This is a genomic window from Microbacterium sp. MTN4-26 (assembly GCF_042846595.1).
GTDB lineage: Bacteria > Actinomycetota > Actinomycetes > Actinomycetales > Microbacteriaceae > Microbacterium > Microbacterium luteum.
On sequence record NZ_BTGO01000013.1, the window covers coordinates 39,826 to 62,303 of the forward strand.

Annotated in this window: 22 protein-coding genes; 9 read left to right on the top strand and 13 right to left on the bottom strand. The window is 65.3% G+C overall.

The genetic code is table 11. The annotated features are described in order from the left end of the window. Positions 1 to 2 precede the first annotated feature (2 nt). Complete coding sequence (locus tag ACGG9C_RS12010) at positions 3 to 1,841, bottom strand: DUF262 domain-containing protein (RefSeq protein ID WP_390178684.1); 1,839 nt, start codon at positions 1,839 to 1,841, stop codon at positions 3 to 5. Positions 1,842 to 1,999: 158 nt separating this feature from the next. On the opposite strand from ACGG9C_RS12010, the gene ACGG9C_RS12015 reads away from it, so the two are divergent. The 3 genes from ACGG9C_RS12015 (at position 2,000) to ACGG9C_RS12025 (ending at position 5,434) form a co-directional block, all read left to right on the top strand. Continuing rightward, positions 2,000 to 2,998: a hypothetical protein gene (locus ACGG9C_RS12015; protein WP_194384245.1), complete on the top strand. Its 999-nt coding sequence runs from the start codon at positions 2,000 to 2,002 to the stop codon at positions 2,996 to 2,998. A 256-nt stretch (positions 2,999 to 3,254) separates the two neighbouring features. Next, on the top strand, positions 3,255 to 4,346 hold the full coding sequence (locus ACGG9C_RS12020; protein ID WP_194384244.1) for an XRE family transcriptional regulator: 1,092 nt from the start codon (positions 3,255 to 3,257) through the stop codon (positions 4,344 to 4,346). Continuing rightward, complete coding sequence (locus ACGG9C_RS12025) at positions 4,343 to 5,434, top strand: hypothetical protein (RefSeq protein WP_194384243.1); 1,092 nt, start codon at positions 4,343 to 4,345, stop codon at positions 5,432 to 5,434. Before ACGG9C_RS12020 ends, ACGG9C_RS12025 begins: the two co-directional genes overlap by 4 nt. Here ACGG9C_RS12025 and ACGG9C_RS12030 read toward each other — a convergent pair. Both ACGG9C_RS12030 and ACGG9C_RS12035 read right to left on the bottom strand, forming a co-directional pair. Further along, positions 5,396 to 6,016 carry a hypothetical protein gene (locus ACGG9C_RS12030; RefSeq protein WP_194384242.1) on the bottom strand — a complete coding sequence of 207 codons (621 nt, stop codon included), beginning with the start codon at positions 6,014 to 6,016 and terminating at the stop codon, positions 5,396 to 5,398. The two genes, ACGG9C_RS12025 and ACGG9C_RS12030, sit on opposite strands and share 39 nt — an antisense overlap. Further along, positions 6,013 to 6,345, bottom strand: coding sequence for a hypothetical protein (locus tag ACGG9C_RS12035; protein WP_194384241.1), 333 nt, complete (start codon positions 6,343 to 6,345; stop codon positions 6,013 to 6,015). The genes ACGG9C_RS12030 and ACGG9C_RS12035 overlap by 4 nt, the downstream gene beginning before the upstream one ends. Positions 6,346 to 6,410: 65 nt before the next feature. On the opposite strand from ACGG9C_RS12035, the gene ACGG9C_RS12040 reads away from it, so the two are divergent. Continuing rightward, on the top strand, positions 6,411 to 7,058 hold the full coding sequence (locus ACGG9C_RS12040; protein WP_390178685.1) for a hypothetical protein: 648 nt from the start codon (positions 6,411 to 6,413) through the stop codon (positions 7,056 to 7,058). Positions 7,059 to 7,202: 144 nt separating this feature from the next. On the opposite strand, the gene ACGG9C_RS12045 is transcribed toward ACGG9C_RS12040, so the two are convergent. The 8 genes from ACGG9C_RS12045 to ACGG9C_RS12080 all read right to left on the bottom strand — a co-directional run bounded on the left by ACGG9C_RS12045 (position 7,203) and on the right by ACGG9C_RS12080 (position 17,046). Continuing rightward, positions 7,203 to 8,414, bottom strand: coding sequence for a Wadjet anti-phage system protein JetD domain-containing protein (locus ACGG9C_RS12045; protein ID WP_194384239.1), 1,212 nt, complete (start codon positions 8,412 to 8,414; stop codon positions 7,203 to 7,205). Beyond that, a complete protein-coding gene (locus tag ACGG9C_RS12050; protein WP_194384238.1) occupies positions 8,411 to 11,815 on the bottom strand; it encodes an ATP-binding protein in 3,405 nt (1,134 codons plus the stop codon). The genes ACGG9C_RS12045 and ACGG9C_RS12050 overlap by 4 nt, the downstream gene beginning before the upstream one ends. Continuing rightward, positions 11,808 to 12,521 (bottom strand): DUF4194 domain-containing protein, encoded by a 714-nt coding sequence (locus tag ACGG9C_RS12055; RefSeq protein WP_194384237.1) that lies wholly within the window; start codon positions 12,519 to 12,521, stop codon positions 11,808 to 11,810. The genes ACGG9C_RS12050 and ACGG9C_RS12055 overlap by 8 nt, the downstream gene beginning before the upstream one ends. Then, the gene (locus ACGG9C_RS12060) at positions 12,511 to 13,986 is read right to left on the bottom strand and encodes a DUF3375 family protein (protein WP_194384236.1); all 1,476 of its coding nucleotides are present in this window, start codon (positions 13,984 to 13,986) and stop codon (positions 12,511 to 12,513) included. Before ACGG9C_RS12060 ends, ACGG9C_RS12055 begins: the two co-directional genes overlap by 11 nt. A 132-nt stretch (positions 13,987 to 14,118) precedes the next feature. Next, the gene (locus ACGG9C_RS12065; protein WP_194384235.1) at positions 14,119 to 14,826 is read right to left on the bottom strand and encodes a DCL family protein; all 708 of its coding nucleotides are present in this window, start codon (positions 14,824 to 14,826) and stop codon (positions 14,119 to 14,121) included. Positions 14,827 to 14,939: 113 nt separating this feature from the next. Further along, the gene (locus tag ACGG9C_RS12070) at positions 14,940 to 16,394 is read right to left on the bottom strand and encodes a ThiF family adenylyltransferase (protein ID WP_194384234.1); all 1,455 of its coding nucleotides are present in this window, start codon (positions 16,392 to 16,394) and stop codon (positions 14,940 to 14,942) included. A gap of 26 nt (positions 16,395 to 16,420) precedes the next feature. Continuing rightward, positions 16,421 to 16,780 (bottom strand): hypothetical protein, encoded by a 360-nt coding sequence (locus ACGG9C_RS12075; protein WP_194384233.1) that lies wholly within the window; start codon positions 16,778 to 16,780, stop codon positions 16,421 to 16,423. Then, on the bottom strand, positions 16,780 to 17,046 hold the full coding sequence (locus ACGG9C_RS12080) for a hypothetical protein (protein ID WP_194384232.1): 267 nt from the start codon (positions 17,044 to 17,046) through the stop codon (positions 16,780 to 16,782). Before ACGG9C_RS12080 ends, ACGG9C_RS12075 begins: the two co-directional genes overlap by 1 nt. A gap of 273 nt (positions 17,047 to 17,319) precedes the next feature. On the opposite strand from ACGG9C_RS12080, the gene ACGG9C_RS12085 reads away from it, so the two are divergent. After that, positions 17,320 to 17,505, top strand: coding sequence for a hypothetical protein (locus ACGG9C_RS12085; RefSeq protein WP_390178686.1), 186 nt, complete (start codon positions 17,320 to 17,322; stop codon positions 17,503 to 17,505). A gap of 11 nt (positions 17,506 to 17,516) precedes the next feature. Beyond that, positions 17,517 to 18,608, top strand: a complete 1,092-nt coding sequence (locus ACGG9C_RS12090) for a HigA family addiction module antitoxin (protein ID WP_194384230.1) — start codon at positions 17,517 to 17,519, stop codon at positions 18,606 to 18,608. A gap of 83 nt (positions 18,609 to 18,691) precedes the next feature. Here ACGG9C_RS12090 and ACGG9C_RS12095 read toward each other — a convergent pair whose 3' ends face one another. Beyond that, complete coding sequence (locus tag ACGG9C_RS12095; protein ID WP_194384229.1) at positions 18,692 to 19,429, bottom strand: DUF4238 domain-containing protein; 738 nt, start codon at positions 19,427 to 19,429, stop codon at positions 18,692 to 18,694. Then, the gene (locus tag ACGG9C_RS12100) at positions 19,429 to 20,082 is read right to left on the bottom strand and encodes a hypothetical protein (protein ID WP_194384228.1); all 654 of its coding nucleotides are present in this window, start codon (positions 20,080 to 20,082) and stop codon (positions 19,429 to 19,431) included. The genes ACGG9C_RS12095 and ACGG9C_RS12100 overlap by 1 nt, the downstream gene beginning before the upstream one ends. Positions 20,083 to 20,247: 165 nt before the next feature. Here ACGG9C_RS12100 and ACGG9C_RS12105 point away from each other — a divergent pair, with 165 nt between their 5' ends. The 3 genes from ACGG9C_RS12105 to ACGG9C_RS12115 all read left to right on the top strand — a co-directional run bounded on the left by ACGG9C_RS12105 (position 20,248) and on the right by ACGG9C_RS12115 (position 22,472). Further along, entirely contained in the window at positions 20,248 to 21,009 is a 762-nt protein-coding gene (locus tag ACGG9C_RS12105; protein WP_194384227.1) for a hypothetical protein, read from the top strand. 281 nt (positions 21,010 to 21,290) lie between these two features. Continuing rightward, entirely contained in the window at positions 21,291 to 21,713 is a 423-nt protein-coding gene (locus ACGG9C_RS12110) for a hypothetical protein (protein ID WP_194384226.1), read from the top strand. A 90-nt stretch (positions 21,714 to 21,803) separates the two neighbouring features. Then, positions 21,804 to 22,472: a thioredoxin domain-containing protein gene (locus tag ACGG9C_RS12115; protein WP_194384225.1), complete on the top strand. Its 669-nt coding sequence runs from the start codon at positions 21,804 to 21,806 to the stop codon at positions 22,470 to 22,472. Positions 22,473 to 22,478: the final 6 nt, after the last annotated feature.

Sequence of the window (22,478 nt, forward strand, 5' to 3'; positions counted from 1 at the left end):
CCTCAATCGTCGAGGTCACCCTCTCCAAGCTCTGCGTCGATGTCAGTCGAGCGCCGCGACTCGAACGTCGGCGCCGCGCGAACCTGCGTCTGCAGCTTGTCCTTGATTCGCGCAATGAGCAGATCGCGTCGCGCGTCGTAGAAGTCTAGGAAGCTGTCGGCGTCGTGCGGCAGAACGCTCGGCAGAGCATTGGCCTTCACGAATGCTGCGTGCTCATCGGCTCCGGGGTAGTGCTCGACCACCCAGGAGTCCGGCGCCGTGTCGGACTTGCCGATGTTCTCTGGGCCCGGCAGCAGTTCCAAGTTCGGCAGCAGGTCTCGTCTGCCGACAAGCTCCTCCACGAACTCATCGCTGTAGCGGCGAACGCCTTCGGAAGACTTCGCCGTCTTCAGCGCACGGGCATCAAGTTGCGCCTGCGGGAACACGTGATCGACGTGATACTGCATTCGCGTGTCGACGTGATCGAAGAGAGTTGCCAACACTGCCCAGGTGCGTCCACCGCCGTAGGCGAGCCCGAGAATGTCTTCGATGAGGGCGTCGGTCACTTCGAGCGACTTTCCCCGTCGCGCCATCACTTGCTCGATTGTGGCCAGTGGGAATGCCTCCGCGCCGTCGCTCCGCAGCACTTCGCGGAGATCGCGCAAGAGCGTGTCAAGGCCTGATCCCCACACGCCGCGGACAATCAGCGAACGCAGCACCCACGAGCGCAACGCGGCGCGATCCTCGCGGTCATCCTTCTTGTCGGAGACGCGGTATGACGGCGTGAGCCCTCGGCGATGCACGTAGTACGCGACCGGGATGAGCACGCTATCGGCCGTCAACGTGCCGCCCGACAAGCCGAAGTCCGCGAGCAGCTCGGCCGCGATGCGCAGCGAGGTGCTGATGTCGTCCCATCTCGACTCAAGGCGAGCCATGTTCGCGGTCGTGAAGTTCTTCACCTTGAAGCCGACATCTCCGACATCGGCCAGCACGAGCCCAGACTTCAGCACCGTGTCCTGTGAGAAGTCGAACCCCTGGCCGGTGGTGTTCAGCGCATCCACCAGGTCGTGGACGGCCGCGCGAGCATCCTTCTCCTTCCATTGGGCAGTTGCGATCGACATGAGCAGATCGCTGTAGGAGAGAACGGTGCCTCCCGAGTTCACACGGACGAAGATGTCGAGAACGCGCTCGATGTCCTGGTCGGTCTCCTCGTAGAAATGCAGGCTCTGGTTGTGGTGGACCTCCTGCCAGAGGAGGCTGATCATCTCCACAGCCTTGGCCTCGTTGCCGACGCCGTACTTCACGGGGATCTGTGCCATCTGGTAAGCCTCGCTGGCGTCGAAGATGTCGCTCACGGGGAACCACTTCTTCGTGTCGTCCTCAGCGGCTTGCGTGATCTGCTCCTTCGTGAGGAACGCAAGGTGGTACTTGAGGCCAGCCTCGTTCTCGGGCGCCTCGCCGAGCAGGTTCAGGTAAAGCCGTCGCTCGGGGTATGACCACGCCTTGTTCGCCCATGCGCGCGGATTGCGGTAGGCGTAGGTGCCCCGCAGTCCGATGTTCAGCGACGTGAGCCTCTGCTGACCGTCGAGAACAGCGATCACCTCGCGGTCGGTCGGGATGTCGACCACCGGGTTGTGCTTCTTGTCGTAGCCGCTGTAGTCCTTCAAGAACCCGTAGAACTTGAATGCGCCTACCGTTTCCGGCGCGACCTTCCAGGACAGGAAGCTGCCGACCGGGTATCCGCGCAGAACCGAGTCGAAGATCTTGATGACCTGCGACGGCTTCCACACGTACTCACGCTGGATCGCGGGGAGGATCAACTCGTTCTTCTGGATCAGCTTCAGCGCGGTAGCGATCGTCATTGGTTCTTTGTGGCCCACGCGGAAACACTATCGATGCGGGCGGACGGTCCCGCGACCAAGCTGGCGAGGGCGACACCCCGACCAATTGGGTTCCTTGTTCCTGGCACGCCCCTCACGACGAGGAAGTGATGTCAGCCGCGGCGTCTATGGTGACGGTGATGACCGACACGCCCGTTTCACCAATCAGCATCTCGCTCGACGGATTCTCCGAGGACTACGAAGACCCAGAGCTGGCCGGCGCGCTGTCGTTCATGATCGAGCAGCAGGGTCTGCTGCAGACCCTGGTGACCGGGATCGTCGAGCTGCTCCCGGACACGTCGCTCTGGCGGTTGACACTCACCGGCGACATGATTGCGACGGTGAATCGGGTCACCGACCGCGCCGACGACAACCCTTACACCACGGACCGTGGCGCCGGGCATGCCGGGGCGATCACGCTCCCGCACGAGGACGGCACATTCGACATCGTGGTCTCCGCGAACGTCCTGTTCGCCACCCGGGAAGACGTCGAGTCCGTCGAGGCGCTCATCGCCCACGTGATCGCCGCGGCCGCGCACCTGAGCCGGCACGAGGCTGGGCATGCCGCGCTGCGGCTGCGTGGCGAGGACGCGGACGCCTACGGGGACGTCGGGGGCCTGAGCAAGAGCGACGCGGCCTGCCGCAAGCCGCTCGCCGCGCACGTCGACGACAACCGCATCGAGCAATACACCGCCGTCCACGCGCCGTCGCCGCTGCACCACGTCGACCACCTCACCGACGCGATCGCGCACCTGCGCTCAGAGCTCAACGAGGCCAAACGCACCTGGCGCGCCGATATCGGCGAGGCCGCCTACCGGACCCTCAACGCCGCGAACGGCCTGGTCCGCGTCCTGGCTTACCTCGCCCCCGAACTCGGCCTCGACGAGAGCGGCAAGCCCCGCCGTCCCGACCCGCTGCCTGCGGGCTGGACCGATTACGTCGAAGACAGCTGGGACGCCTGGAGCCTGACCTTCCACCGGCTCCGGCCGGTCGACGAACCCATGACCACCGACGAGCTCGGCGCCGTGCTGGCCGATCTCTGTCGACTGATGAACGCCTGGCTGCGGTCGATCGGCATCGAATGGGGCCTCACCGATGACGACCAGGAGTACATCTTCTGGGAGAAGGACAGCTACTAGGCGGACATCAAGAGCCCCGCGACCTGCTTGAGCACCTCCGGGATGAGCCGGAGGCACCTGCCTCCATCGCGCAGTCAGATCTCGCGATGATGTCGGAGGAACGCCTCAGCATGGGCATCGCCAACAACTCGTCTCGAACATCGTGGAACCCCACCGCACCAGAACCTGCACCTGAGAGGACCCTGTCAAACCAAGCGGCAGTAGTGCCCGGCAAACAATGCACTTCTTATGCTAGCCTGGTGGACGGAGGTGAGCTATGGCGGATGCGGCGATCTCGATGATCACGCTGCTGCGTGAGGCGAAGGGCTGGAACCAGACCGAGCTGGCACGTGAGGCAGGGGTGTCGCAGGCTGTCGTCTCCCGGCTGGAAACCGGGGCGCTGGAACTCACCCCGGATCGCCGGGATGCGCTCGTGAAGGCGCTGGACTGCCCGCCAGAGATCCTCGAGGAGCAGCCCACCGTCCCGGGCCTGGCGATTAGCTGCCTGCACCACCGTCGCCGCGCGAGCACGATGACGGTCCGCACCATGCGGCGCATCGAAGCGCTCACCCACCTGACCCGGCTCACGATGGAGGGCCTGCTCACGGGGATCGCGCCGCAGCCGCAGCGCACCTTGGTCCGTGACCCGATCGACCTGGACGGCGATCCCCGTGAGGTCGCTCGCCGCCTCCGGGAGCGTTGGGATCTCGGCGACGGGCCGATCCGCAACCTCGTCGGCGTGGTCGAGTCCGCGGGCATCATCGTGATCGAACGACCGCTCTCTACTCCGGGGCAAGACGCCGTCTCCACCTGGCCCGGCGACCGGTCCCGGTTCCCGATGATGCTGGTCACCAAGGGCCTCGCCCCCGACCGGCTCCGTTTCACCGTCGCGCACGAGCTCGGACATCTGCTGATGCACGACATCCCCGGCCCGGAGCAGGAGGACCAGTCCAACAAGTTTGCCGGCGAGCTGCTCGCGCCCGCCGACAGCATCCGCCCTGACCTGGCAGGGCTTCGCACCGGAGAGTTCCGACGGCTGCTGACCCTCAAGGAGAAGTGGGGCATGTCGATCGGCGCGCTGATCCGACGCGCCTACGACCTGGAGATCATCACCGACCGGCAATACCGCGAGTTCAACATGCGCCTCGGCCAGATGGGCTGGCGCAACAGCGAACCCGGCGACGTCGCCTTCGAGACCCCGTCCACCCTCACCCAGATCATCAACGCCCACAAGAACATCCGCCACCAAAGCGTCGCCGACATCGCACGACTGGCAGGCATGACCGAAGAAGGCTTCCGCCGTCACTACCTCGGGGAGAACCCGGAACCCGAGAACCTCGTTCCGATCACGTTGGGAGCCGCAACATGACCGATCTCGTCCCGCCCTCCGGTCACCATCGCGCCCTGGCTCCCGCCGGGACGGGCATCGACAGCGCCATCCTCATCCACGCCCCCCAGTCCAAAGTCGACCGCGTCGCCGCGTTCAGCCGCAACGCCGGCATCACCGCCCTCTACACCGTCGCCGGCGGCAACAAGACCGCCGCCGCCGACAGGCTGCTCACCACTCACCGCTCCATCGCCGGTCCCGAATCGCGGATCCTGTTCGACGCGAACCGCTACTCCGGCAAGAACCGCGCCACCGGTGACGCACCGCTCAGCCTCGAATGGGTCACCTGGCAGCTCGACCACGGCGCGCCGGTCGCGCTCACCGACACCGGGTACATCAGCCTCGAGAACATCGCCCAGATCGACGTCGCGCTCGGCCGCGGCGCCGACATCGCGAGCCAGGCCTCCGGGACCGTGATGACGATGCTGCCCATCGAGTCCCTCATCCTGAAGAACTCCGCAGACCAGCTGCGCACCTCGATCGACCGCGCCGGGGTCCCCGTCGCCCTCGCCCTCGGCCACAGCACCGACCCGTTCGGCGGCGTCGACACCGTCCGCGGCCTGCTGCACGTGCTCGGCTCACGGGTCAGCATCGCGCTCCTGCGCACCGACCTCTCCGCCGTCGCCGCGGTCGCCGCCGGCGCCCTGTTCGGCGCGGTCGGCACCAGTAGCACCCTCCGCCACATCTGGCCCTCCAAGGGCGGCGGCCGTAGCCCCGGAACCTCCGTACTGGTCCCGCGGCTCATGTCCTACCACCTGCTCGAGCGGCTCCCGCTGGTCGCCGCGCAGGTCCCCGCCGATTACTTCTGGTGCGACTGCAACATCTGCGAAGGCGGCGCGGTCTTCGACCACGTCACCGAGCACACTGCACCCGAGCACAGCATCGGCTCAATCGCCACATTCGCGTCGAACCTGCTCTCCGGAACCCGCGAGGAGAACCTCAGGTCGTTCCGAGAGAAGGCGATGAACGCCCAGACCCTGCACTCCGAGATCCAGGTCGAGATGGAAGACGTCCGCTGGGCACCGGCCCGCTCACTCGACTCCTGGGTGAAGGCCCTCGACGGCCGGTAACGCGCACGGCAGCGCATCCGACCGGATCGCCCACTCGAACAACCGCTCCTCATACACCCGACGCCACAACGGGCTCAACGCCGAGCCCGCACGCACGCCCGCATCGCCGCCGACCTGCACCTCGATGCTCGTCCCGTCGCAGACCACCAGCGCCGTCCCCTGCGCGTCGAACTCCTCCGCGACCAGCGGGGAGCGGCGCGGGAACGCAGGGAACATCCCCATCGTCCTCGCCAGCGACCGCAGCGGCCGCAACGCCCTTCTCGTCGGGGTCGGCGCACCCACCCCGATCATCGCCGCGACCCGCAGCACGGTCGGGCATCCCGCATCCAGCAGGTCGCGCACGGCATCCGTCGCCACCGCCGGGCCATCCATTCTGCTCAGCCGCGCTGACAGCGCGCGCCGGTCCCAGACCACCACCGGATACACCTTCGCGTCCAGGAACGTCGTCACCGGCAGCACCGCCGCGCCCGGCAACAGTGTCGTCGTCGTGTGAGCAGCCGCGGCATCCCGCATCCCTGGCTCACCCCACGCGCGATCGGCGGCGTTCGGGCGAGGGGCCTGCAGCACGTTCGAGTTGCTCATGCCGCCCCCTCCAGCTCACGTTGCAGACGAGACCCGGCTAGGACTTCCACAACTGCGTCATTCCGCGGCCGAGCGTAAATCGCGCCGCCCACACCAACCCCGAGAGTCTGCATCACCCACGGCGGCGTCACAAGCTGGCCGACCTTCGACACCATCTGAGCCCCCTCCTCACCCTCCTCCGCGCGACGCACGCACACCACCCCCTCGGCCACCTCGAACCGGACCCGCCCCGGCACATCGATACCCACCGACACCAGCACCCGTCGCGGGATCGACAACTGCCGCCGCGCACCGATCATCCGCGGCCCATGCACCAACGGCCCACTCACGCCTTAACTTTAAGACGGGAGCCGCCCGACGTCCACAGGCGCCGAATCGATGCCACGCTGAGACGATGAGCACCCCGAGCCAGCGGCCAACCAACGCCGACAGTGTCGCAGGATTCGACCGCACCATCCCGCTCGCAGTCGAAGCGCTCGAACGCCGAGCCCGAGACGTCGAGAGCGTCGCCGGCGCCGGCGACGAGGCTGCGGTGGTCAAGGCGTATGCGGCCGCACGATTCTTCATCGTCCAGACCGACGTCGACATGCGCGTTCTACTCCGCGCCATGGCCGCAGACCCCGCCGCGCGGGTGACGACCGAGAAGCTGCTTGCCCTCGTGCTCCGAGAGAGCATCGAAGGCGTCTACCGAGTCCTGGGAGAACTCCAACGCACCGCACGCACGCAGACCGGTCGATTCGCCAACTTCATTGACATCGACGGGCTCACCACGGCCCAGAACGACTACAAGACAAGCGTCCGGGACATCGCGGACGATCGCCCCTTCAAGGAAACGCTCGTCAAGATCCGCAACGAGGTCGCCGCACACATGTTCAGCGACGACGTCGGCATCGAGTCAGCGGCCGCCTGGGTTGTCTCCCGCTCAGTCATGCCCAAGACAGACGACGCCATGTTCAGCAGCCTGATCTTCAGCCGATCGATCCAAGTCCTCCGCGCGCTCCACACACTCGACGAAGCCGTCGCGACCATTCGCCGAATGTGATCCCAGCACGACTCAAGATCAGCGCGGAAGCTCCAACACACCGGACCCGATCCGCCGCGGCGGCCACGCATTGAGAACGAACTCCGCGCGAGGGGGACGCTCAGTGTCATAGGGTCCTGCTCACTGGGCGAGGAATGGACGCGTTCACCGAGCGTCAGATAGCTGCCTCGCGACACTCGCCTCGGTATCGATCTGGGCCTGAAGCCGCCGCACCGTGCCGGACGCAACGTCGAGCGGGATTCGCTCTTGCTCTACCCGTCGGTACCTCGCCGATGTCGGGTCGTTGAGGAGCCCGTACAACGCCCGCTCGTCATCCTCGAGATTCGCGGGCGCGGGGCGGCTATCGGCGGCGATCAGATTCCCACGCTTGTCGCTGTTCGTCCCGTACACCTCCCACCGCTCATATGAGGGGACGTCCATGAACAGCGATCGCGCGGGGATGCCGGCGTCGCGGAACTGGGCGAGAATGCGGAGTCCGTCGGCGTCCATGTCGCCCCAGTAGATGACCAAGGGCGCCTCGCGCAGCCAGTCGGTATCCGCAAATGCCCCAGCTCCCGACCCGGCGCCTTCAACGGCGATCGCTCCACGGACTTCTGGGAAATGGATCGCGGTGTCTTTGTTCTCGCAGATGATGACGATCTGTGGCGGGTACGCCGGCCTGAATGCGTCTCCGACTGTTGCCGAGTCGTGGCGTCGGTTGCCGGCCGACAGATGCGCCGGGTCGAGGTAGGTGAAGTGGATGCGGGAGGGGTGGGGCGGGTGCAGCCCGAGGTCGCGAAGGCCAGCGAGGCGCGCGACGGTCTGCGTGCGGGACTCGAGCCACTTGGTGTGAAGCCCTTCGAGCGGAACCTCTCTGGGGCTGAGGCCCGAGTTGGGGTGCCGCTCGAACCATGAGGCCGCTTGGGCGAGGAGCTCGACGTCCACGCGCGCCCAATCCGCCGTCGCGAGAATCGTGCGGGCCAGGACGTCTCGGCGATTAGGGAAGTGGGCGTCGATGATGCTGCCGTACTCACGCCCGCGGGCCAACCGTGCCGTCCACTCGGGCCCGGCGATGGCGGACGCCACATCGATGCTGGGAATGATGATGTGGGACGGCATCGGATAGGCGGTGCCATCAGCGCGGATGTTCTTCTCTCTGATGTCCGCACCCCACGCGGATGCCTGCGTTCGCCACACGTCCACGAGTTCGATGAGCTCGCCGAACCCGGCCTCGAGCATGTTGGCGTCCGGGCGGCCAAGTGAGTATCCGCGCGGCCACCATTTCGGCTCTCCCGTGCTCTGCGAGGCGACCTCGTCGGCCCAACGCTCAGCCACGTGCAGTCGGATACGTCGTTCGACCTCCGAGACCGTCTTCACGCGACGCCCTCCTGTCGCTGGTGGTAGGCGTGGTCGACGAACGAGTGCCCGGACTGGCGGTTTTTCGAGACAAGGATCGTCTGGGCGACGTGGCGTTCAAGCCCGGTGTACTTGTCGAACGGCGCCCCAATAACGAGTTGAAACCCGAGCCCCTTCCATGCCTCAACGGCCCGGCCCGCGTACTCGGAGTCCGCCTTGATGAACCCTTCGTCGAGGAACACCGGGGCGAAACGCGGAAGGTGCCCGAGCTCGTCGCCGAGCTGGAACCGAAGCGCAGCTCCGACGATGAACGCGACGAGCTCCTGCATCTCTCCACCACTCTTGCCTGCGAGCGAGGAATACTCGGCGACTGGATCTGTGTCGAGCGCATCGGCGTACTGCTTCGCTGTGATCTCTACATGTCGTCGCACGTCGAGGATCTCCTCGCGGACAACTTGAGCTCGAAGCTCAGCAGTGAGCGCGGGGTCGTCGCGCTTGCGGATCTTGGCGACGAACACTCTCATCTGCGTGAACCGCTGAACGAGCTGCTCCTCAGACGCGCCCTGCGTAGCGAGCTTCTTGAACCCATCCAGCTCGCGACGGAACGTGGTGACCGTCTGCGGCGCGAGGCGTCGCATGTCGATCTTCAAGCGTCCATCCGTGGGCCCGAAGGGCAGGCGCTCGAGGATCGCATTGACGGCGTCGAGGCGGGCCTCGATGTCGTCGACGGCGGAGCTCATCGCGCTGCCCAGCAGTCGAAGACTCCTTCCGCTCCACTGCAGCGCAGTCTTGCGCCATTGCTCCCGCTGTTCGTGGATCCCGACGCGCTGGATCTCGTCGAGGATCGCGATGTATTCGTGGTAGGAGTCGATCGTCTGACCACGCGTCGGATCGTTCCATCGCTCTTGGAACTGTTCGAAGGCGCGCTCGATCTGCTTGCGGCTCGACGCCTCCTTCTCGGCTGCACGTGAGACCCCATCCGCGAGGGCTCGTTCGAGCCGTCGCAGATCTGTCTTCCAGGTCCCGCTCGTCGGCACCTCGCTCGCAAGTGCGCGCTCCCATGCTTGGTCGAGGGCCCTCGACAGAGCCTCGTCGAGCGTCAAAGATCCGTTCTCCTCGAGCGGCCACAGGACGTCGTTGACGGTGTCAATCATGTCCGCCAAGGCGCTTCGTTTTTCTGCGACTTCTGAGAGCTTGCCTTCGAGCGAGTGCTGTAGGCGTCGGGCGCTGTCGGCTACCGCGGACAGGGTTTCGACCTGCTTCTTCAGCACGGCGAGGACGCCGTCGTCGGCGAGCAGCTTCTCCTGCAGCGCACGCAATTCGGCGATGTGACGAATCGGCGTGTCCACATCAACGTCGACCCACGAGAAGTCGAGGGTGCGGAGGTAGGCGGCGTGCCGCTTGTCGACTGCCTGGATTTCCGCCGCGACTCGCGCCCTCGCCCGCTCGGACTCTGCTAGCTGCGCACGAAGGTCCTTCTGCTGCGCCTCGAGCGACGCCTTCAGGCCAGCGTTGTCGAATCCGATGATCGGACGCGCTGTGTTCCCTCCGTGCGCCCCTCGCCGTCGTTGTCGTGTCTGACCCGAGGGCGTCACGCGGAGACCCTCACCAGCGAGTCCATCCGTGCTCGACACGCACAGGGCGTTCCTGGCCGGTGAGCTGAGATGCTCGATGACCCATGCCTGGTACGGAGAGTCCTGGTAGTCCAACTTGCCGGCAATCCGCTGCGGGTCCATAGGCGCGGTGTGCGCGACGACACTGCGGTCAACGCCTTCGAAGTTCAGCCGCAGCGACGACCGGATCGGGTCGATGGCCCGGGAAAAGCGTTCAAGGTGCTCACCGGGCACGAGCAGGATCCGCGCGCTCGCGTACAGGACCGTCTCGATTGCGCCCCGCCACCGGTCCTCGCCATCAGCAACGTCGATGAGTTCGGCGACGAACGGGAGATCGGCCACGTCGAGTCCGGCAGCGTCGGCGGCCTCGCGGCGCCGAGCGTCCATCGATGCGTCCACGCGACCAGAGCGACCTTCCAGCGAGCGAAGCTCCGCCCGGACGCTCTTGAGCTCCTCGCCGAGCGGGTGCTCGTCGCGGATCATCTGCTCGCGCTTGCTCTCGAGCTCCGCCTTCACCCCCGCGGCGCGCTCAGGGAATGCGCGGGCTTCGGAGTGGATGGTAAGAAGGTCGCCCTCCCCGTCCACGACGCGATCGAGACCTGCCAGAGCGTCACTGAGTCGCGCGCGCATCCCGCGGCGGCCTTCGGCCGCCTGTTCGTACCGAGTGATCTCATCCGTGAGCTGCTTGTCGCGGTCCCCGCCGCCGGCGTCGTAGTCGGCTTTCGCGACGTCGAGTAACCGCTCCGCCTCGTGGGTGGCAGTTGTCGCGGTACGGAGCTGTTCCTGGAGTGCGGCGGCCTGCTCGCGGAGCAGGCCGTCTTCGCGCTCGAGGATGGCGGAGTGGGTGCGAAGACGCCAGAGGCCCGCCGGGGTGTCGTCGGCGTCGACAGCTCCGAGTGCTCGCGCCTGCGCGATGTCGCGCTGCGCGGCGAGCATCTCCTCGTAGAGGCCGGGCACCGGTGCCAGGAGATCTGCCTGGTGTTGGGAGGTCTCCATCTTCCGATACATCTCGTCGAGTTCATCGAATGTCGTGATGGCTTCGTCGGCGACGCGGAACGTCTCCGGCATCTCGATGACGAGCCGTTTGTAGAGGTCGTCGACGGTCGGTGACATCGTTCCAGCTTGGATGCGTGCGAGCAGTGCTAGCGCGTTCGCCCCGTCGCCGCCCTGCCCGATCCCGAGCCTCGAGAACAGCGCCTGCGAGAACTCTCCGTACGAGCCATAGAGGCGCAGCTCCGACCATTTCTGCTTCATCGCCTTCGCCGGGTACGACTCGGAACCCACGCGGGCGAAATCGCCAAGCTGGCGGATCTCGAACGACCCGGGGATCGTCATCATCCGTTTGACTACGTCGCCGTCTCGGGCCGCGCCCACCGGGACGAAGTACGCGCGCATGGCTGTGAACCGGTCCCCCGTCTCGGCGATGAAGGTCGCCGCGATCGCCCCCCAGGTGGGTTTGCCCTGGCCGCGGAGCACCTTGTCGACGGTGACACCGTCCTCCACGGTGTCATCGGTCTTCCCGCGCAGGTAGGTCAGCACACTCCGCTGCTCTGCCCCCCTCGCACGCCCCACGGTCGCTGCGTTCGAAGCACCGTTGAAAGGGACGTCGGAGGGCATCATGAGCGCGAGGTAGGCGTCAAGGACCGTGGACTTCCCCACACCGGATGCGCCGGTGACGATGGTCGTCTCGGGGTGGAACGCGAACGTTGCGGTGCGCTGGTGGAAACCGCCCCAGTTGACGAGCTGAATCTGCTCGATCCGCCACTGCGAGCTCGGCAGGAGCGGGATGCCTGCGGAGATTTCACTCATCGTTGCTTGCCTCCGTGAAGTAGGTGACCAGTTCGCGCAGCCTCGTGAGGGGCAGCAGTCGGGGCAGTGCCGGCGAGATCGTGTACACGCCGTCCTCTGCTGTCTTGTCGAGAAGTCCGGCGGCGGCGACCGCGTCGATCGCATTGTTGACTCGACGGCCATCCATGTACTGATCGGTCGCTGTCTTCGGACGGTTGCCGCCGATGAACGCGTGAATGTCGCTCCTCGAGACGACTGCGCGACTTGCCCCGCTTGAAGTCTGATCCCGGTGGGTGAGGCATAGGTGGACGAGCACGGCAGTCTGGTCCCGATTCCAGGTCATCGCCCGCAGCAGCGCAGGGAAACCCCGTGTGCTGTCGGCGTTGCGTACCTGCACCTTGAACGCGACCTCGTACTTGGCGTCGTACTCGAGGTCGAGATACATGTCGTTGAGTCTCGACTTCACCTGCGCGTGGGCGACGGTGAGCGTCTGCCACTCCTTCTTGTGGGTGTCGCTGGTGATGAAGCGCTCGTTGAGGATAGCGACGAGCGCAGATCGGACCTCGGCGGTGAGCGTCCCGGTGTCTCCGTCGAACTCCACCGATGACAAGTCGTCGTCGACTTCCTGCTCCGGCTCGTCGTAGAGGTCCTCTGGCGTGCGGTCAGTCAGATCATCGACCGACAGCTCGGCAACCGTGTCGTCGAGCTCCTGGAAGTCACTGGTCATCGTCGAGCCTCCGCGTCGGGGTGATCTGCGGTAGCAGCAGGACCTGTTCGGTACCGTCGGGCCGGCGGGTGACGTATGCCTCGTGCGTGCCCGTGCGCACCAGGTCGTCACGGTCCGCGATGAGGTGCAGGAGGCCCAACGCGTCCACCGGTCGCCGCTCGTCAGCTGCGAGCCGGGGGAAGACGTCTGCACCGATCGTCCACTCGCCGTCCGATGCTGCAGCTTCGTCGAGCGCACCGCGGAGCGCGTCCAGGTGCGGTCCCCCGTAGCGGCGAAGCTCATCGAGTGACATGGCTTCCGGACGATCCTCTTCGGCGCCGTCCTCGAGCGGGTCGAGAGGGACATCCGAGGCGGGGTCGTACAGCTTCTCCTTCAGGTGCAGGATGTCCAACCCGTCGGGCAGCATCTCAACCGGAACTGTTTCTCGTGGCCCCGCTGTCTGCATCCACGCGCTCAGGCCGGCTTCCAGCTGCATCAGCACCCGGTCCAGTTCACGATCCTCGGAGATGTTCCGGGATCGGATGTAGGTGTTGAGGGTCTCGATGGTGTCGACGATCTTCGCCATCGTGTCTCGTGCTCCGTCCCGCACCACGCGGACGATCCCGATCATCGTCTGCTTCTCCGCGGTGGTGAGAACCGGAGAGATGTCGGGATGCTCGACCAGCGCGGTGATGTCTGAGCGCAGCTGATCGGTGAGAGCATCGTCATCCAGCAGGTTGAACGCCCCCTCGAACGCGCGCCCTTCCGGTGTCGCGGTCGTCAGGTCGTCTGCGCGGATCAGGAAGTCGGCGACGATGTCCCCGGGCGGTCGCTCGTCTGCCCGGAAGTCCTCCCGCAACCTGTCCTGCAGTGCCTCTACGACCTCACCGACACGGGCGAACTCAATGGGCAGACCGGAAACGAGATCCTGCAGCTCAACAAGCCCCTCGAGGATGAAGTCGGCGGTGACGGGGGCGATCGGCTCGCCTGCCTCGAGCCGTTCCAACTCCGCCTGCTGCTGGGCGATCTGCGCGCGGAGCCGGGCGATGCGGGCATCACGGTCAGGGTTGGAAGCCGCGTTCAGCCGGTTCGCGGTTTCCACGATGTTCTTGATGCGGTGCTCGGACAGATTCACCCGGTCGCGCGTCAGGGATTGCACCAGACCGAGCGCTTGCATCGCGTAGGACGTGAGCGTGTAGCTCTGTCCGTCGACGTCACGGGTCAGCCACCGCCGTCGCACCCACCCCATGCACACCTCTCTGCCATCCCCGTCTGGGACGTGGGAGATCCCACGCTCGCGAAGTTCGCTGAGGGCTGCGTCCACCATCTGGTGCAGACGGGCAGTCGGCTGGGTCTTCGAATCCTGCGGGAATCCGGAGCGAAGAATCGCGACGTTCGCCGGTGCGAGATTCCCCCGCAGCAGAGACAGAGTCGGCTCACCGAAGGCCGCGATCACGCGACTGTGTTCCGCGACGATACTGCTCACTCATACCTCCCCCAGGCGGTACTTGACGTGTCTGCTCGTAATGATGCCCAGGGCCACCGACACTGGGATCACCCACCCGACTGCCCTCCAGCGGGTGGCGTCGTTGCGTGGCCGGGAGGCCTGGCGGAGTTGTCAGGGTGTCCACGCGTCTTGTCGAGGTCGCGGACGGGCAGCGGCCTCGCTTGCGGTCGCCAGCCGGCGGTTTGCGTGTCGGTCGTAGAACTCGAGCCATCTCGTGTGTACGTCCGTGTCCATGAGGTGGCTGCCAATGAGCACGCCGCCGTACCCCGAGTGGACGAGGATTCGGTCCCATCCGCCCTCCGCCTCGGCGAACCGGTAGGTCAGCTGTCCCCATGAGGGCTCGTCGTAGATGACATGTGCCTCGTTGCGGTCTGAGAAGACGATCCCGGAGATATCGCTCGCGAACGTCCCCTCCTTGATGCGGTCGTCGCGGTAGGACAGTCGGCGGTCTTCTACTGCGAGCCGCAGCCCCTCTTTCGCGTCAGATTCTTCTGTGTGGTTGCTGATGCAGGTGCGGTAGCTGAAGTCCACCTGCGACCCGTCCACGCGTTTGATCCAGATGCCCGTTGCGTCAGACCGCACGTTGAACTTGTCGCCGTCGCTAGTCAGGCCGACGTAGAAGTAGTCGACTCCTTCGCCGATCTTCTCGGAGGCGTCGGGGTGAAGATCCAGCACTTCGCGAAGCATCAGGTCGTGTGACGGATTGGTGATGCGGTCGTAGGGGGCGTAGGGGCCGCCGGTGTGCAGGAGTCTGAAGTCGTCGAATGCCGCCTTCTTGGAAGGCCAGCGGAATGATGGAAGGACTACGGGGATCGCCATAGCGGTGTCTCCTTGTTGATGTGGTTGGTCAGATTGGTGGAATGGGCTAGCTGGCTAGTGTCCGATGCCCGGTCGACATCGGCCCGGTAGCGAGTTTCAGCGATCGGGACGCCTCAGCTTCCGTAGCTGTCGGCGAGCCACCCTCGCAGCCGGCGGAATCGCCCGCGGAGTGTCCGCGCGGCGCGGTGCCGCGACAGGACGATCTCCTCGGCGTGGGCGTGCCCCGTCGCAATCGGAATCCGTGAGTCGCCAACGGCGAGTGCCGTCTCCCACGGACAGGATGGTGCCGAAGCGTCTTCGAGCTTTTCGAGGACGTGCGGGCGGTAGTGGTAGCACACCGGACCTGGTACGCCACGCCCGCCAGGCGCGACGGTCAGACTCACGAACTGAGCGAGAAGCAGTGCGCTGACCATCGCGGAGAGCGTCGCGACGTTCTGGCCAGCGCGCTCCAGGTCGATTTCAGAGCGGCGAACGTACTCAGGGTCGTCGAGCAGCCCCTCACGATCCAGCGCCACTCTGGCTGGTTTCAGCTGACGCGTGCAGGCCATGCATGGCTGGCCGGGAACCAGCGTGTGCGCGCGAGCAGTTGCCCGGTTGAATGTGTCGTCGTCGGCGACCTCGATGTTGATACCGCCGTCGATGACCGGGATGAGGTCCGCGTAGGCGATCTGGTTGAGCACCGCTCGCGGCCACGGTCTGTCCACGCAGGAGAAGACGATGTCGTAGTCCAGCGCGACGCGCAGTCCGTCCGGGCCACAGATCGACATCTCGTGCCGGCGGATGTCCGGATGGGCTGCGGTGGCCTGTGCCCGGAGGAGCCGGGCCGCGATGTCAACCTTCGCGACCTGATCTCGGGCGTCCTGGCGGCGCGCCCCGATCATCCGGTCGAGGTTTCGGTGTTCCACGGCATCGAAATCCATCACGCCGACGGTGCGGATCCCGGACGCCACAAGTCGCTGTGCGACGTCCAGGCCAACACTGCCTGCCCCGACCACCAACACTCGGATCCGGGCGAGATCCTCCTGTACAGCCGAGCCCCAGGCGCTCACCGTCCGGATCTGCGCCGACGTTGCTTCCGGCGCTGGGACAAGAACCGGATTGAACGAGGGAGCGAACGTCGCCCCAACCACTCGCACCGATTCCGCGTCAACCACGCTCGTCCGCGAGAACCAGAACCGTGCCGACCACACCTGCCCAGCACCTCCCCAGGTCATCCCAATCACTGGGAGCCGGGTCGCCGCACTTCCGAGTCCGGCGTACCCCGACTCAGTCGCTCGGTCCGTCGTGCTCATCGACTGCCACGTCGTCCCCCGAGGGTGGGAGTGCAGCAGAACCAGGCCCTCCCCTGCAGCCGCAGCTTCCTCTGTGACGCGCATCACGTAGTCGGCAGTGAAGGATGCGTTCCCGTGTACGTGCCGCTCGCCGGGGTGCGGGAGAAACACGCGGCGCAGGAGCGCCGAGGTTCGTTCCCGTCCCGTCGAAGGAGCGTAGGTGGCGAGGACCACATCCTCCTGCCCGTCCTCTCGGTCCAGATGCGCCGTGAGGATCTCGGCGACCGCGGCCGGCATCGCGACCGAGTATCGCCGCTCGCCCGTCATGATGCCCCGGCCAGGGTGGCGCGGGCGTGACCGAGCCAGGCGCGGCCCGGTTCGGTCACCTGCTCCCATCGCTCGATTTGTCGCGAGTGTCGCGTCCACCCCGGCTGCGTGTCTGACTGATCGGCGTGCACCTGCGGGAGCGTCACCGACGAAGGGAAGTGGACCCAGTGGGGAGGGATCAGCGGCCAGGATGCGAGCTCATTCGCGGCGACTGCACTCTCGAGCACCTCGCCCTCCAGTCCACCACTCGGCGCACGCACCGGGAACACAACCCAGGACTCCACGACTCTTGCCGGCGCGCCCCACTCGGCGAGGTCATCGATGAACCCCTGCACGCCCTGCCCCGCGGTGCTCATCAGGCAACGGGTCCGTCTTGCTTGACGGACTCGAACTCGTCGCCATCCTCGACCTTGACGATCTGCCGGTCCTTGAACCGCTTCAGCGTGCCGTTGCGCTTGATCTGAGCCAGGTCATACTCGGCCGGATCAAGGCCTGCCAGCAGGAGCAGGGCGCGCGCCTCCCAGTCGTCGTCCTGCACCTGGTACTGCTTCGAGTCGATCGTGATCGTCATCACCGGGTCCTTCTTGTTGCTCGCATCCGCGAGGTTCGGCTGCGTCGTCATGCGACACTCCTTCGTTTGTAGATTCATATCTTGTCATCACCTAATCACCCTTGGGGTGATGTAGCTAGTGTAACATGGAGACACGGGGGTGAGTTTTCACCACCCACACGAACGTCGGTTATCGTTGCGGTATCAGTTCAGGGGTGAAGAGCGGAATGCGCGTTGCAACTGCAGTTCGGGGACGGGGAGTTGGAACGCCTCGCGTATGAGACCGCGTCCACCGCGGGCGGTTGGTCCGCATCGCTCCTGCGCCGCTACCGGCGAGTCCTTCAGATGATCGGCGCCGCGACCGGGCCGGGCGATCTGGAGGCACTGATGAGCCTGCGGGTGCGGCCTTCGACAACGCGAGGGGTGCGCGGCGCGACACTGCGGATCGACGACGAGCATCAGCTGCGCGTTTCCTACCCGGATGCCGGCGGTACCCCCACGGCCGTCATCGAAGCCGTCGAACAGCACTGAGGAGGAGCACTATGGACAAGCACCTTGCCGGCCAGGTTCCACCCGGAGAAGTCCTCGCGGAGGAGCTTGAGGCGCGGCATTGGTCACAGGCAGAGTTCGCAGAGATACTCGGGCGCCCCACCCAGTTCGTCTCCGAGATCATGTCCGCGAAGAAGGAGATCACCCGCGAGTCGGCCGCACAGATCGCGGCCGCGCTCGGGACGTCGGCTGAGTTCTGGTTGAACCTACAGAACCGGTACCTGCTGTCTCGTCAGGCCCAAGACACCGAGACGCAGAGCCAGCTTCACAGCGTGAAGGTGCGTGCCCAACTGAACCAGCTCGCACCCGTCTCCGTGCTCCGTAAGCGTGGCTACATCACCGGAAACAGTCTCGACGAGCTCGAAGGCGAGATTCGAGACCTGTTCGAGATCGAATCTATCGACGAGGAGCCCGTTTTCGCGGCCGCCGCTCGACGCGCCAACCCCGACGTGCCGCTCACACCTACCCAAAAGGCCTGGCTTGCAGTCGCCCGTCGGCAGGCACGCAGACTCACAGTTGGGGCCTTTGACAGGGGGGGGCTCGGCGAGCTCGCCGAGAACCTCGCGCGCAAGGTGCGAGATGTCTCATCCTTCGCAGATCTGGCGACGCTCTTTGCCGCCGTTGGTGTGCGGCTTGTCTACATCGAGGCGTTCCCCGGCAGCAAGATGAACGGGGCCACGTTCCTCCTCGACGACGACGAAACCCAGCCCGTGATTGCGATCTCCGGACGAGGTAAGCGACTCGACAAGGTTCTGTTCACCCTCCTGCACGAGCTCGCGCACCTTGTCCGCGGTGACGTGCGCCCCGGCGGCATCATCCTCATCGATGACGGTGAAACGCACACCATGGGAGACGAAGAGGCGACGAACCAGCTTGCCGGCGAGTGGGCCATTCCAGGCGGCCTTCCCGCCCCGCCTCGCCCGATTCGGCAGAACTGGGTGTCCACACAAGCCGAACGGCTTGGTGTTCACGAGATCGTCATCGTGGGGTTCCTTCAGCACCACGGCCACCTCGACTGGCGCACCCAGCTCGCCAAGGGTGCCCCTTCGGTTACAGAAGAGCTCAGCAGGTGGGCGTCCGCGTAGACGGATGGCGACGACGACCACCCCCTCGGACTACCGTCGGCGACCTCGGCCGGGGGACACATCGACTCAGCGCACCGAAGACGTCACTCTCCGCCGGACTCAGCACGACGGAGGGCAGCGATCACGGCCGCTTGACCCTTCACAAGCGATCCGACTGTGCCGACGATCCATCGCCGGCTGTGCTGTGCGAGCAAAGTGTTCAGTGGCGCCCGCTCTGGGAACCCTTCTCCGATCACGAGCAACTGCGTCGGCGACAGCGGGAAGGTCACAAGTGAGACCTCGGCACCGTCTGTCTGCCTCCACAGGAGGACGGCCCCATCACCGGTGGCGAGACTTCTCGCCTCCAGGACTTGCCACGGCCATTGAGCGACGCCGAGAGCGGCGAGTCGGACTACGCCTTCCATGTGGCGCGAGAGCAGTAGCCGGTCGCCAAGGCTGAGTGAGGCGTCCTCTGAGCTACCGTCAGTCTTGACGAGGACCGCGGGGGTTCGAACCTCTGACTGGTCTGCGTAGCGTCCGCGGTCGAGATGCATGTCGAGGAATGCGATGACGTCGTCCTTGTCGCTAGCCGTCGGAGCGTGCCTGGCACGTAACTTGACTATCGCTGGCACCCCGCGGCTCTCGATTCGGTCGAACTCACCTTCAAGATTGTGCGGGAGAACCTCTGGTTCATACGCGTAGCTGACAACTGTTGCGTTGCCGATCGCGCTTGTGAACCCGCGCCCCTGCTGGATATCGAGCACGTCCACTCGGTTCCGTTCGTCGGCCCAGGCTCGGAGGTAGCTCCTCGACACCATGTGCGCACGCTTCACGTTGCCCATCAGACCTCCAGGGAATCTGCGGTAGATGCCCCACTCACAGCAGCCCTGGACAGGACGAACTCCGCCACGCGATCAGCGGGCAAGTGAGCCCTGCGGTACAGCACGTCGTTGAGCCGGATGCCTTCGACCTGGTCGTAGATCGACACCCGTGCGAGATTCACCTGACCCGACGCCGCCGCGGCATCCTTCATTGCGTCGTACAGCGCACGCTGCTTCCATCTCGGCGCGCCGTAGACGCCGAACTCGCCATCCGGGTCAGCGCCGCCGAACATGCGTTTGGCCGAGTCGTTCGACCACCGCTTCCCACCGGTCCCAGCGAAGCGCTCCCACCGCTTGCAGTGTTCGACGTAGACCTCGGCCCAGGGCAGCGATGCCGCCCATGGAGTTCCGAGAGTGGACTCGCGGTATCGATTGAAGTGAAACGACTCGTCAAGTTCGACGAGCAAATCGGAGTAGGCGAGGTCCCAACTGCCCGGGGCGAGCCGGGGGTATTCCTGCACTCCGCCAAGATCGTGGTATACGCGCATGATGCTCTCAGCAAACTCCGCCGGCAGCCGATCGAGTCGCGGCGCCGACGGCTTCGTCGAAGGTCTCCACCCTGCGTCCGAAAGGATGGCGTACAGCTCCGTCGCCCTCGCCCCCGTCGCAACCACGGTGACATCCTCCCAGGCGAACGCCCGATATCACCCCGGCAGCCACGGCGACGTGTCTCGGTCCCACACAAGCGCCACGAGATAGCCGACTCAGGTCCGCGTGATGCTCTTGTCGCCTGCCGAGCGCGCATCCCGTCGCAACCCACTCGTCGCTAGTGTGGCGACATGGGGAATGAGGCGCAGAACGCGAAGCCGATCATGAAGAAGATGCTGGTCGAAATACCAGCTGGTGCCGAGCTCACTCCATCCAAGAAGGTTCCGGGCGCATCCAGCCCGTTGGTGCATGGTCCCGACGGCGTCTCGAACCAGGTTGTCTTGCACGAGATCCCGAGCAAGATGACCAAGTTCGTGAACAGCGGGTACGCCGACTTCCTCCTCGACCTCGCCATCGCAGCGGCAATTGCAGGCGGTGAAGCCGCCATCAAGCACGGTGTCCCGAAGTTCAAGCAGTACCTAGCCGACCGTCGAGCAACGGCCGCGGCAGAGGTTCCGGCACGCGAACGCACTCCCGATGGCATCGCCATCACAGAACCTGGAGCTGTCAAGAACAGCAAACCCGGGGACGACGTCGTGGAGACTGATCCCTCATTGACCAGCGACCAGTGGTACCAACTCTTCTTCGACGCCGTCGCGCACGGAGTCGCCGGGAAGCTTCACCAGGAGATCAGCGCCGAGAAGTGGCGCGAACTGGCAGGCGCTCGGATCGCCGATGATCCCGCTACCCAAGAACTCGCCAAAGCGATGAGAGAGCTCTCTCCGGAGGAGGTAAGCGCAGGAGTCGACCGTGTTCTCGAGGAGCATCCGGAACTGCGCAACGAGGACCCCGTCCTCCTCCTGCAGCGTCTATTCGACGACCACGCAAAGGCAACCAACCAGCAGTCGCTGGAACCTAGCGAGGATGAAGTGGACGATCCTTCCGAGTCGTGACGCGCGGGCGCTCTGGTGCGCAACAAACGACTGAGTCGGTGGGACAGCCGCCGACGCCGGGAAAGTGTCACGACAAAGTCGACCCGGACCACGCGAAACATCGCGATCTACGTGACATCTAGTGTCATCTCACCGCGTTCCCGACATTCCTCGTCAGCACTCACAGCACCCGGGACACCCATGCACCCTCCTCGCCGGCGCCGCCTTCGGCGTTCTGAGTGCGTTTGAGTGCGCACGGTAAGCTGTTGGAGATGGTCTCTTCGGCCCGGAACTCACAATCCATGACGCTGAATGAGCAGTTGTTGATAATGAGGCTCATTACTAGCGTCGGTTTGGCGTTGCTGCTGATGCTCGGTCTGGCGGCAACGGCCCATACGGAGCTGGATGGGTCGGCGCCTATTCCTCTCATGGTGTCCGGGCTGATGGACCCGCACGTGGAGCCCGTAGCGGATACCACAGCAGAGCACGAGGCCGTCGCTGGTGGCTCCTGGTCGGGGTCGAACGCGCTCGTCGGTGCGGCGTTGTGTGTGTTTGGTGTGCTGTGCGGCCTCACGTTCATGGTGGTGTTGCGGAGACTGTGGCGGCGGCGGATGCCGCCCGTTCTCGGTGCAGCGCCACGGATGCCATCGCTCATTCCCGCTTCGGCAGCGCGCGCGCATCCGATCGTGTTCTCGTTGACGCAACTGGGTCTTTCCCGAACCTGATATCTGGCACGCCACCCCGTGGGGTGGTGCTTCGTCCCGGGCTGTGTGCCCGGGTTCTGTCCTGTGCCGTGTCCTGGTTTGGAGTACCCGATGAAAACCCCTGTAAAGGCGACGCTCGTCACCATTGCCGTTGTGGTGGTGCTGGCTATGGCCGCGTTGATCTATGTCCTTATCAATCAGAGCCAAACCGCTCCGCCCTCGTCCGGGGACAGCCCCTCGTCGGCGCAGCTGGTGCGGCAGAACTCGCACGTCCTCGATGACGGAGGTGAGGGCGCGGTCACGGTGGTTGAGTTCCTGGATTTCGAGTGCGAAGCATGTGGGTCGTTCTACCCGATCGTGGAGGATCTGCGGGAGCAGTTCGCCGGGGAAATCACGTATGTGATCCGCTATTTCCCTCTCCCGGGTCATTTCAACTCGAAGAACGCCGCGATCGCCGCGGAAGCGGCCGCGCAGCAGGACCGGTTTGAAGACATGTATCACCGGTTGTTCGAGACACAGGCGGAGTGGGGTGAGGCGCAGGAGTCTCGCGCCGACTTGTTCCGCGGCTTCGCGGAGGAGCTCGGCTTGGACATGGCCGCCTACGACGCCGCTGTAGCGGACCCGTCAACGACGGCACGTGTCAATCTGGACTTTGAAGAGGGTCGCGCTCTCGGGGTGAGCAGCACACCGACGTTTTTCGTCAACGGTGAGCTCGCGGAGTTGCAGGAGTGGGACGACCTTGAGAACCTCATCCAGGCCGCGGTGAGCGGTGGCCAGTGATGCGGG

Bases quoted from the DNA above. Each gene is read 5' to 3' on its own strand.
- ACGG9C_RS12030 (WP_194384242.1), bottom strand. From the start codon at position 6,016: ATGAGCAACTCGAACGTGCTGCAGGCCCCTCGCCCGAACGCCGCCGAT.
- ACGG9C_RS12085 (WP_390178686.1), top strand. From the start codon at position 17,320: ATGATCGGCGCCGCGACCGGGCCGGGCGATCTGGAGGCACTGATGAGC.
- ACGG9C_RS12025 (WP_194384243.1), top strand. From the start codon at position 4,343: ATGACCGATCTCGTCCCGCCCTCCGGTCACCATCGCGCCCTGGCTCCC.
- ACGG9C_RS12055 (WP_194384237.1), bottom strand. From the start codon at position 12,521: ATGACCAGTGACTTCCAGGAGCTCGACGACACGGTTGCCGAGCTGTCG.
- ACGG9C_RS12065 (WP_194384235.1), bottom strand. From the start codon at position 14,826: ATGGCGATCCCCGTAGTCCTTCCATCATTCCGCTGGCCTTCCAAGAAG.
- ACGG9C_RS12070 (WP_194384234.1), bottom strand. From the start codon at position 16,394: ATGCCGGCCGCGGTCGCCGAGATCCTCACGGCGCATCTGGACCGAGAG.
- ACGG9C_RS12075 (WP_194384233.1), bottom strand. From the start codon at position 16,780: ATGAGCACCGCGGGGCAGGGCGTGCAGGGGTTCATCGATGACCTCGCC.
- ACGG9C_RS12050 (WP_194384238.1), bottom strand. From the start codon at position 11,815: ATGAGTGAAATCTCCGCAGGCATCCCGCTCCTGCCGAGCTCGCAGTGG.
- ACGG9C_RS12090 (WP_194384230.1), top strand. From the start codon at position 17,517: ATGGACAAGCACCTTGCCGGCCAGGTTCCACCCGGAGAAGTCCTCGCG.
- ACGG9C_RS12110 (WP_194384226.1), top strand. From the start codon at position 21,291: ATGACGCTGAATGAGCAGTTGTTGATAATGAGGCTCATTACTAGCGTC.
- ACGG9C_RS12015 (WP_194384245.1), top strand. From the start codon at position 2,000: ATGACCGACACGCCCGTTTCACCAATCAGCATCTCGCTCGACGGATTC.
- ACGG9C_RS12095 (WP_194384229.1), bottom strand. From the start codon at position 19,429: ATGGGCAACGTGAAGCGTGCGCACATGGTGTCGAGGAGCTACCTCCGA.
- ACGG9C_RS12105 (WP_194384227.1), top strand. From the start codon at position 20,248: ATGGGGAATGAGGCGCAGAACGCGAAGCCGATCATGAAGAAGATGCTG.
- ACGG9C_RS12115 (WP_194384225.1), top strand. From the start codon at position 21,804: ATGAAAACCCCTGTAAAGGCGACGCTCGTCACCATTGCCGTTGTGGTG.
- ACGG9C_RS12020 (WP_194384244.1), top strand. From the start codon at position 3,255: ATGGCGGATGCGGCGATCTCGATGATCACGCTGCTGCGTGAGGCGAAG.
- ACGG9C_RS12080 (WP_194384232.1), bottom strand. From the start codon at position 17,046: ATGACGACGCAGCCGAACCTCGCGGATGCGAGCAACAAGAAGGACCCG.
- ACGG9C_RS12010 (WP_390178684.1), bottom strand. From the start codon at position 1,841: ATGACGATCGCTACCGCGCTGAAGCTGATCCAGAAGAACGAGTTGATC.
- ACGG9C_RS12040 (WP_390178685.1), top strand. From the start codon at position 6,411: ATGAGCACCCCGAGCCAGCGGCCAACCAACGCCGACAGTGTCGCAGGA.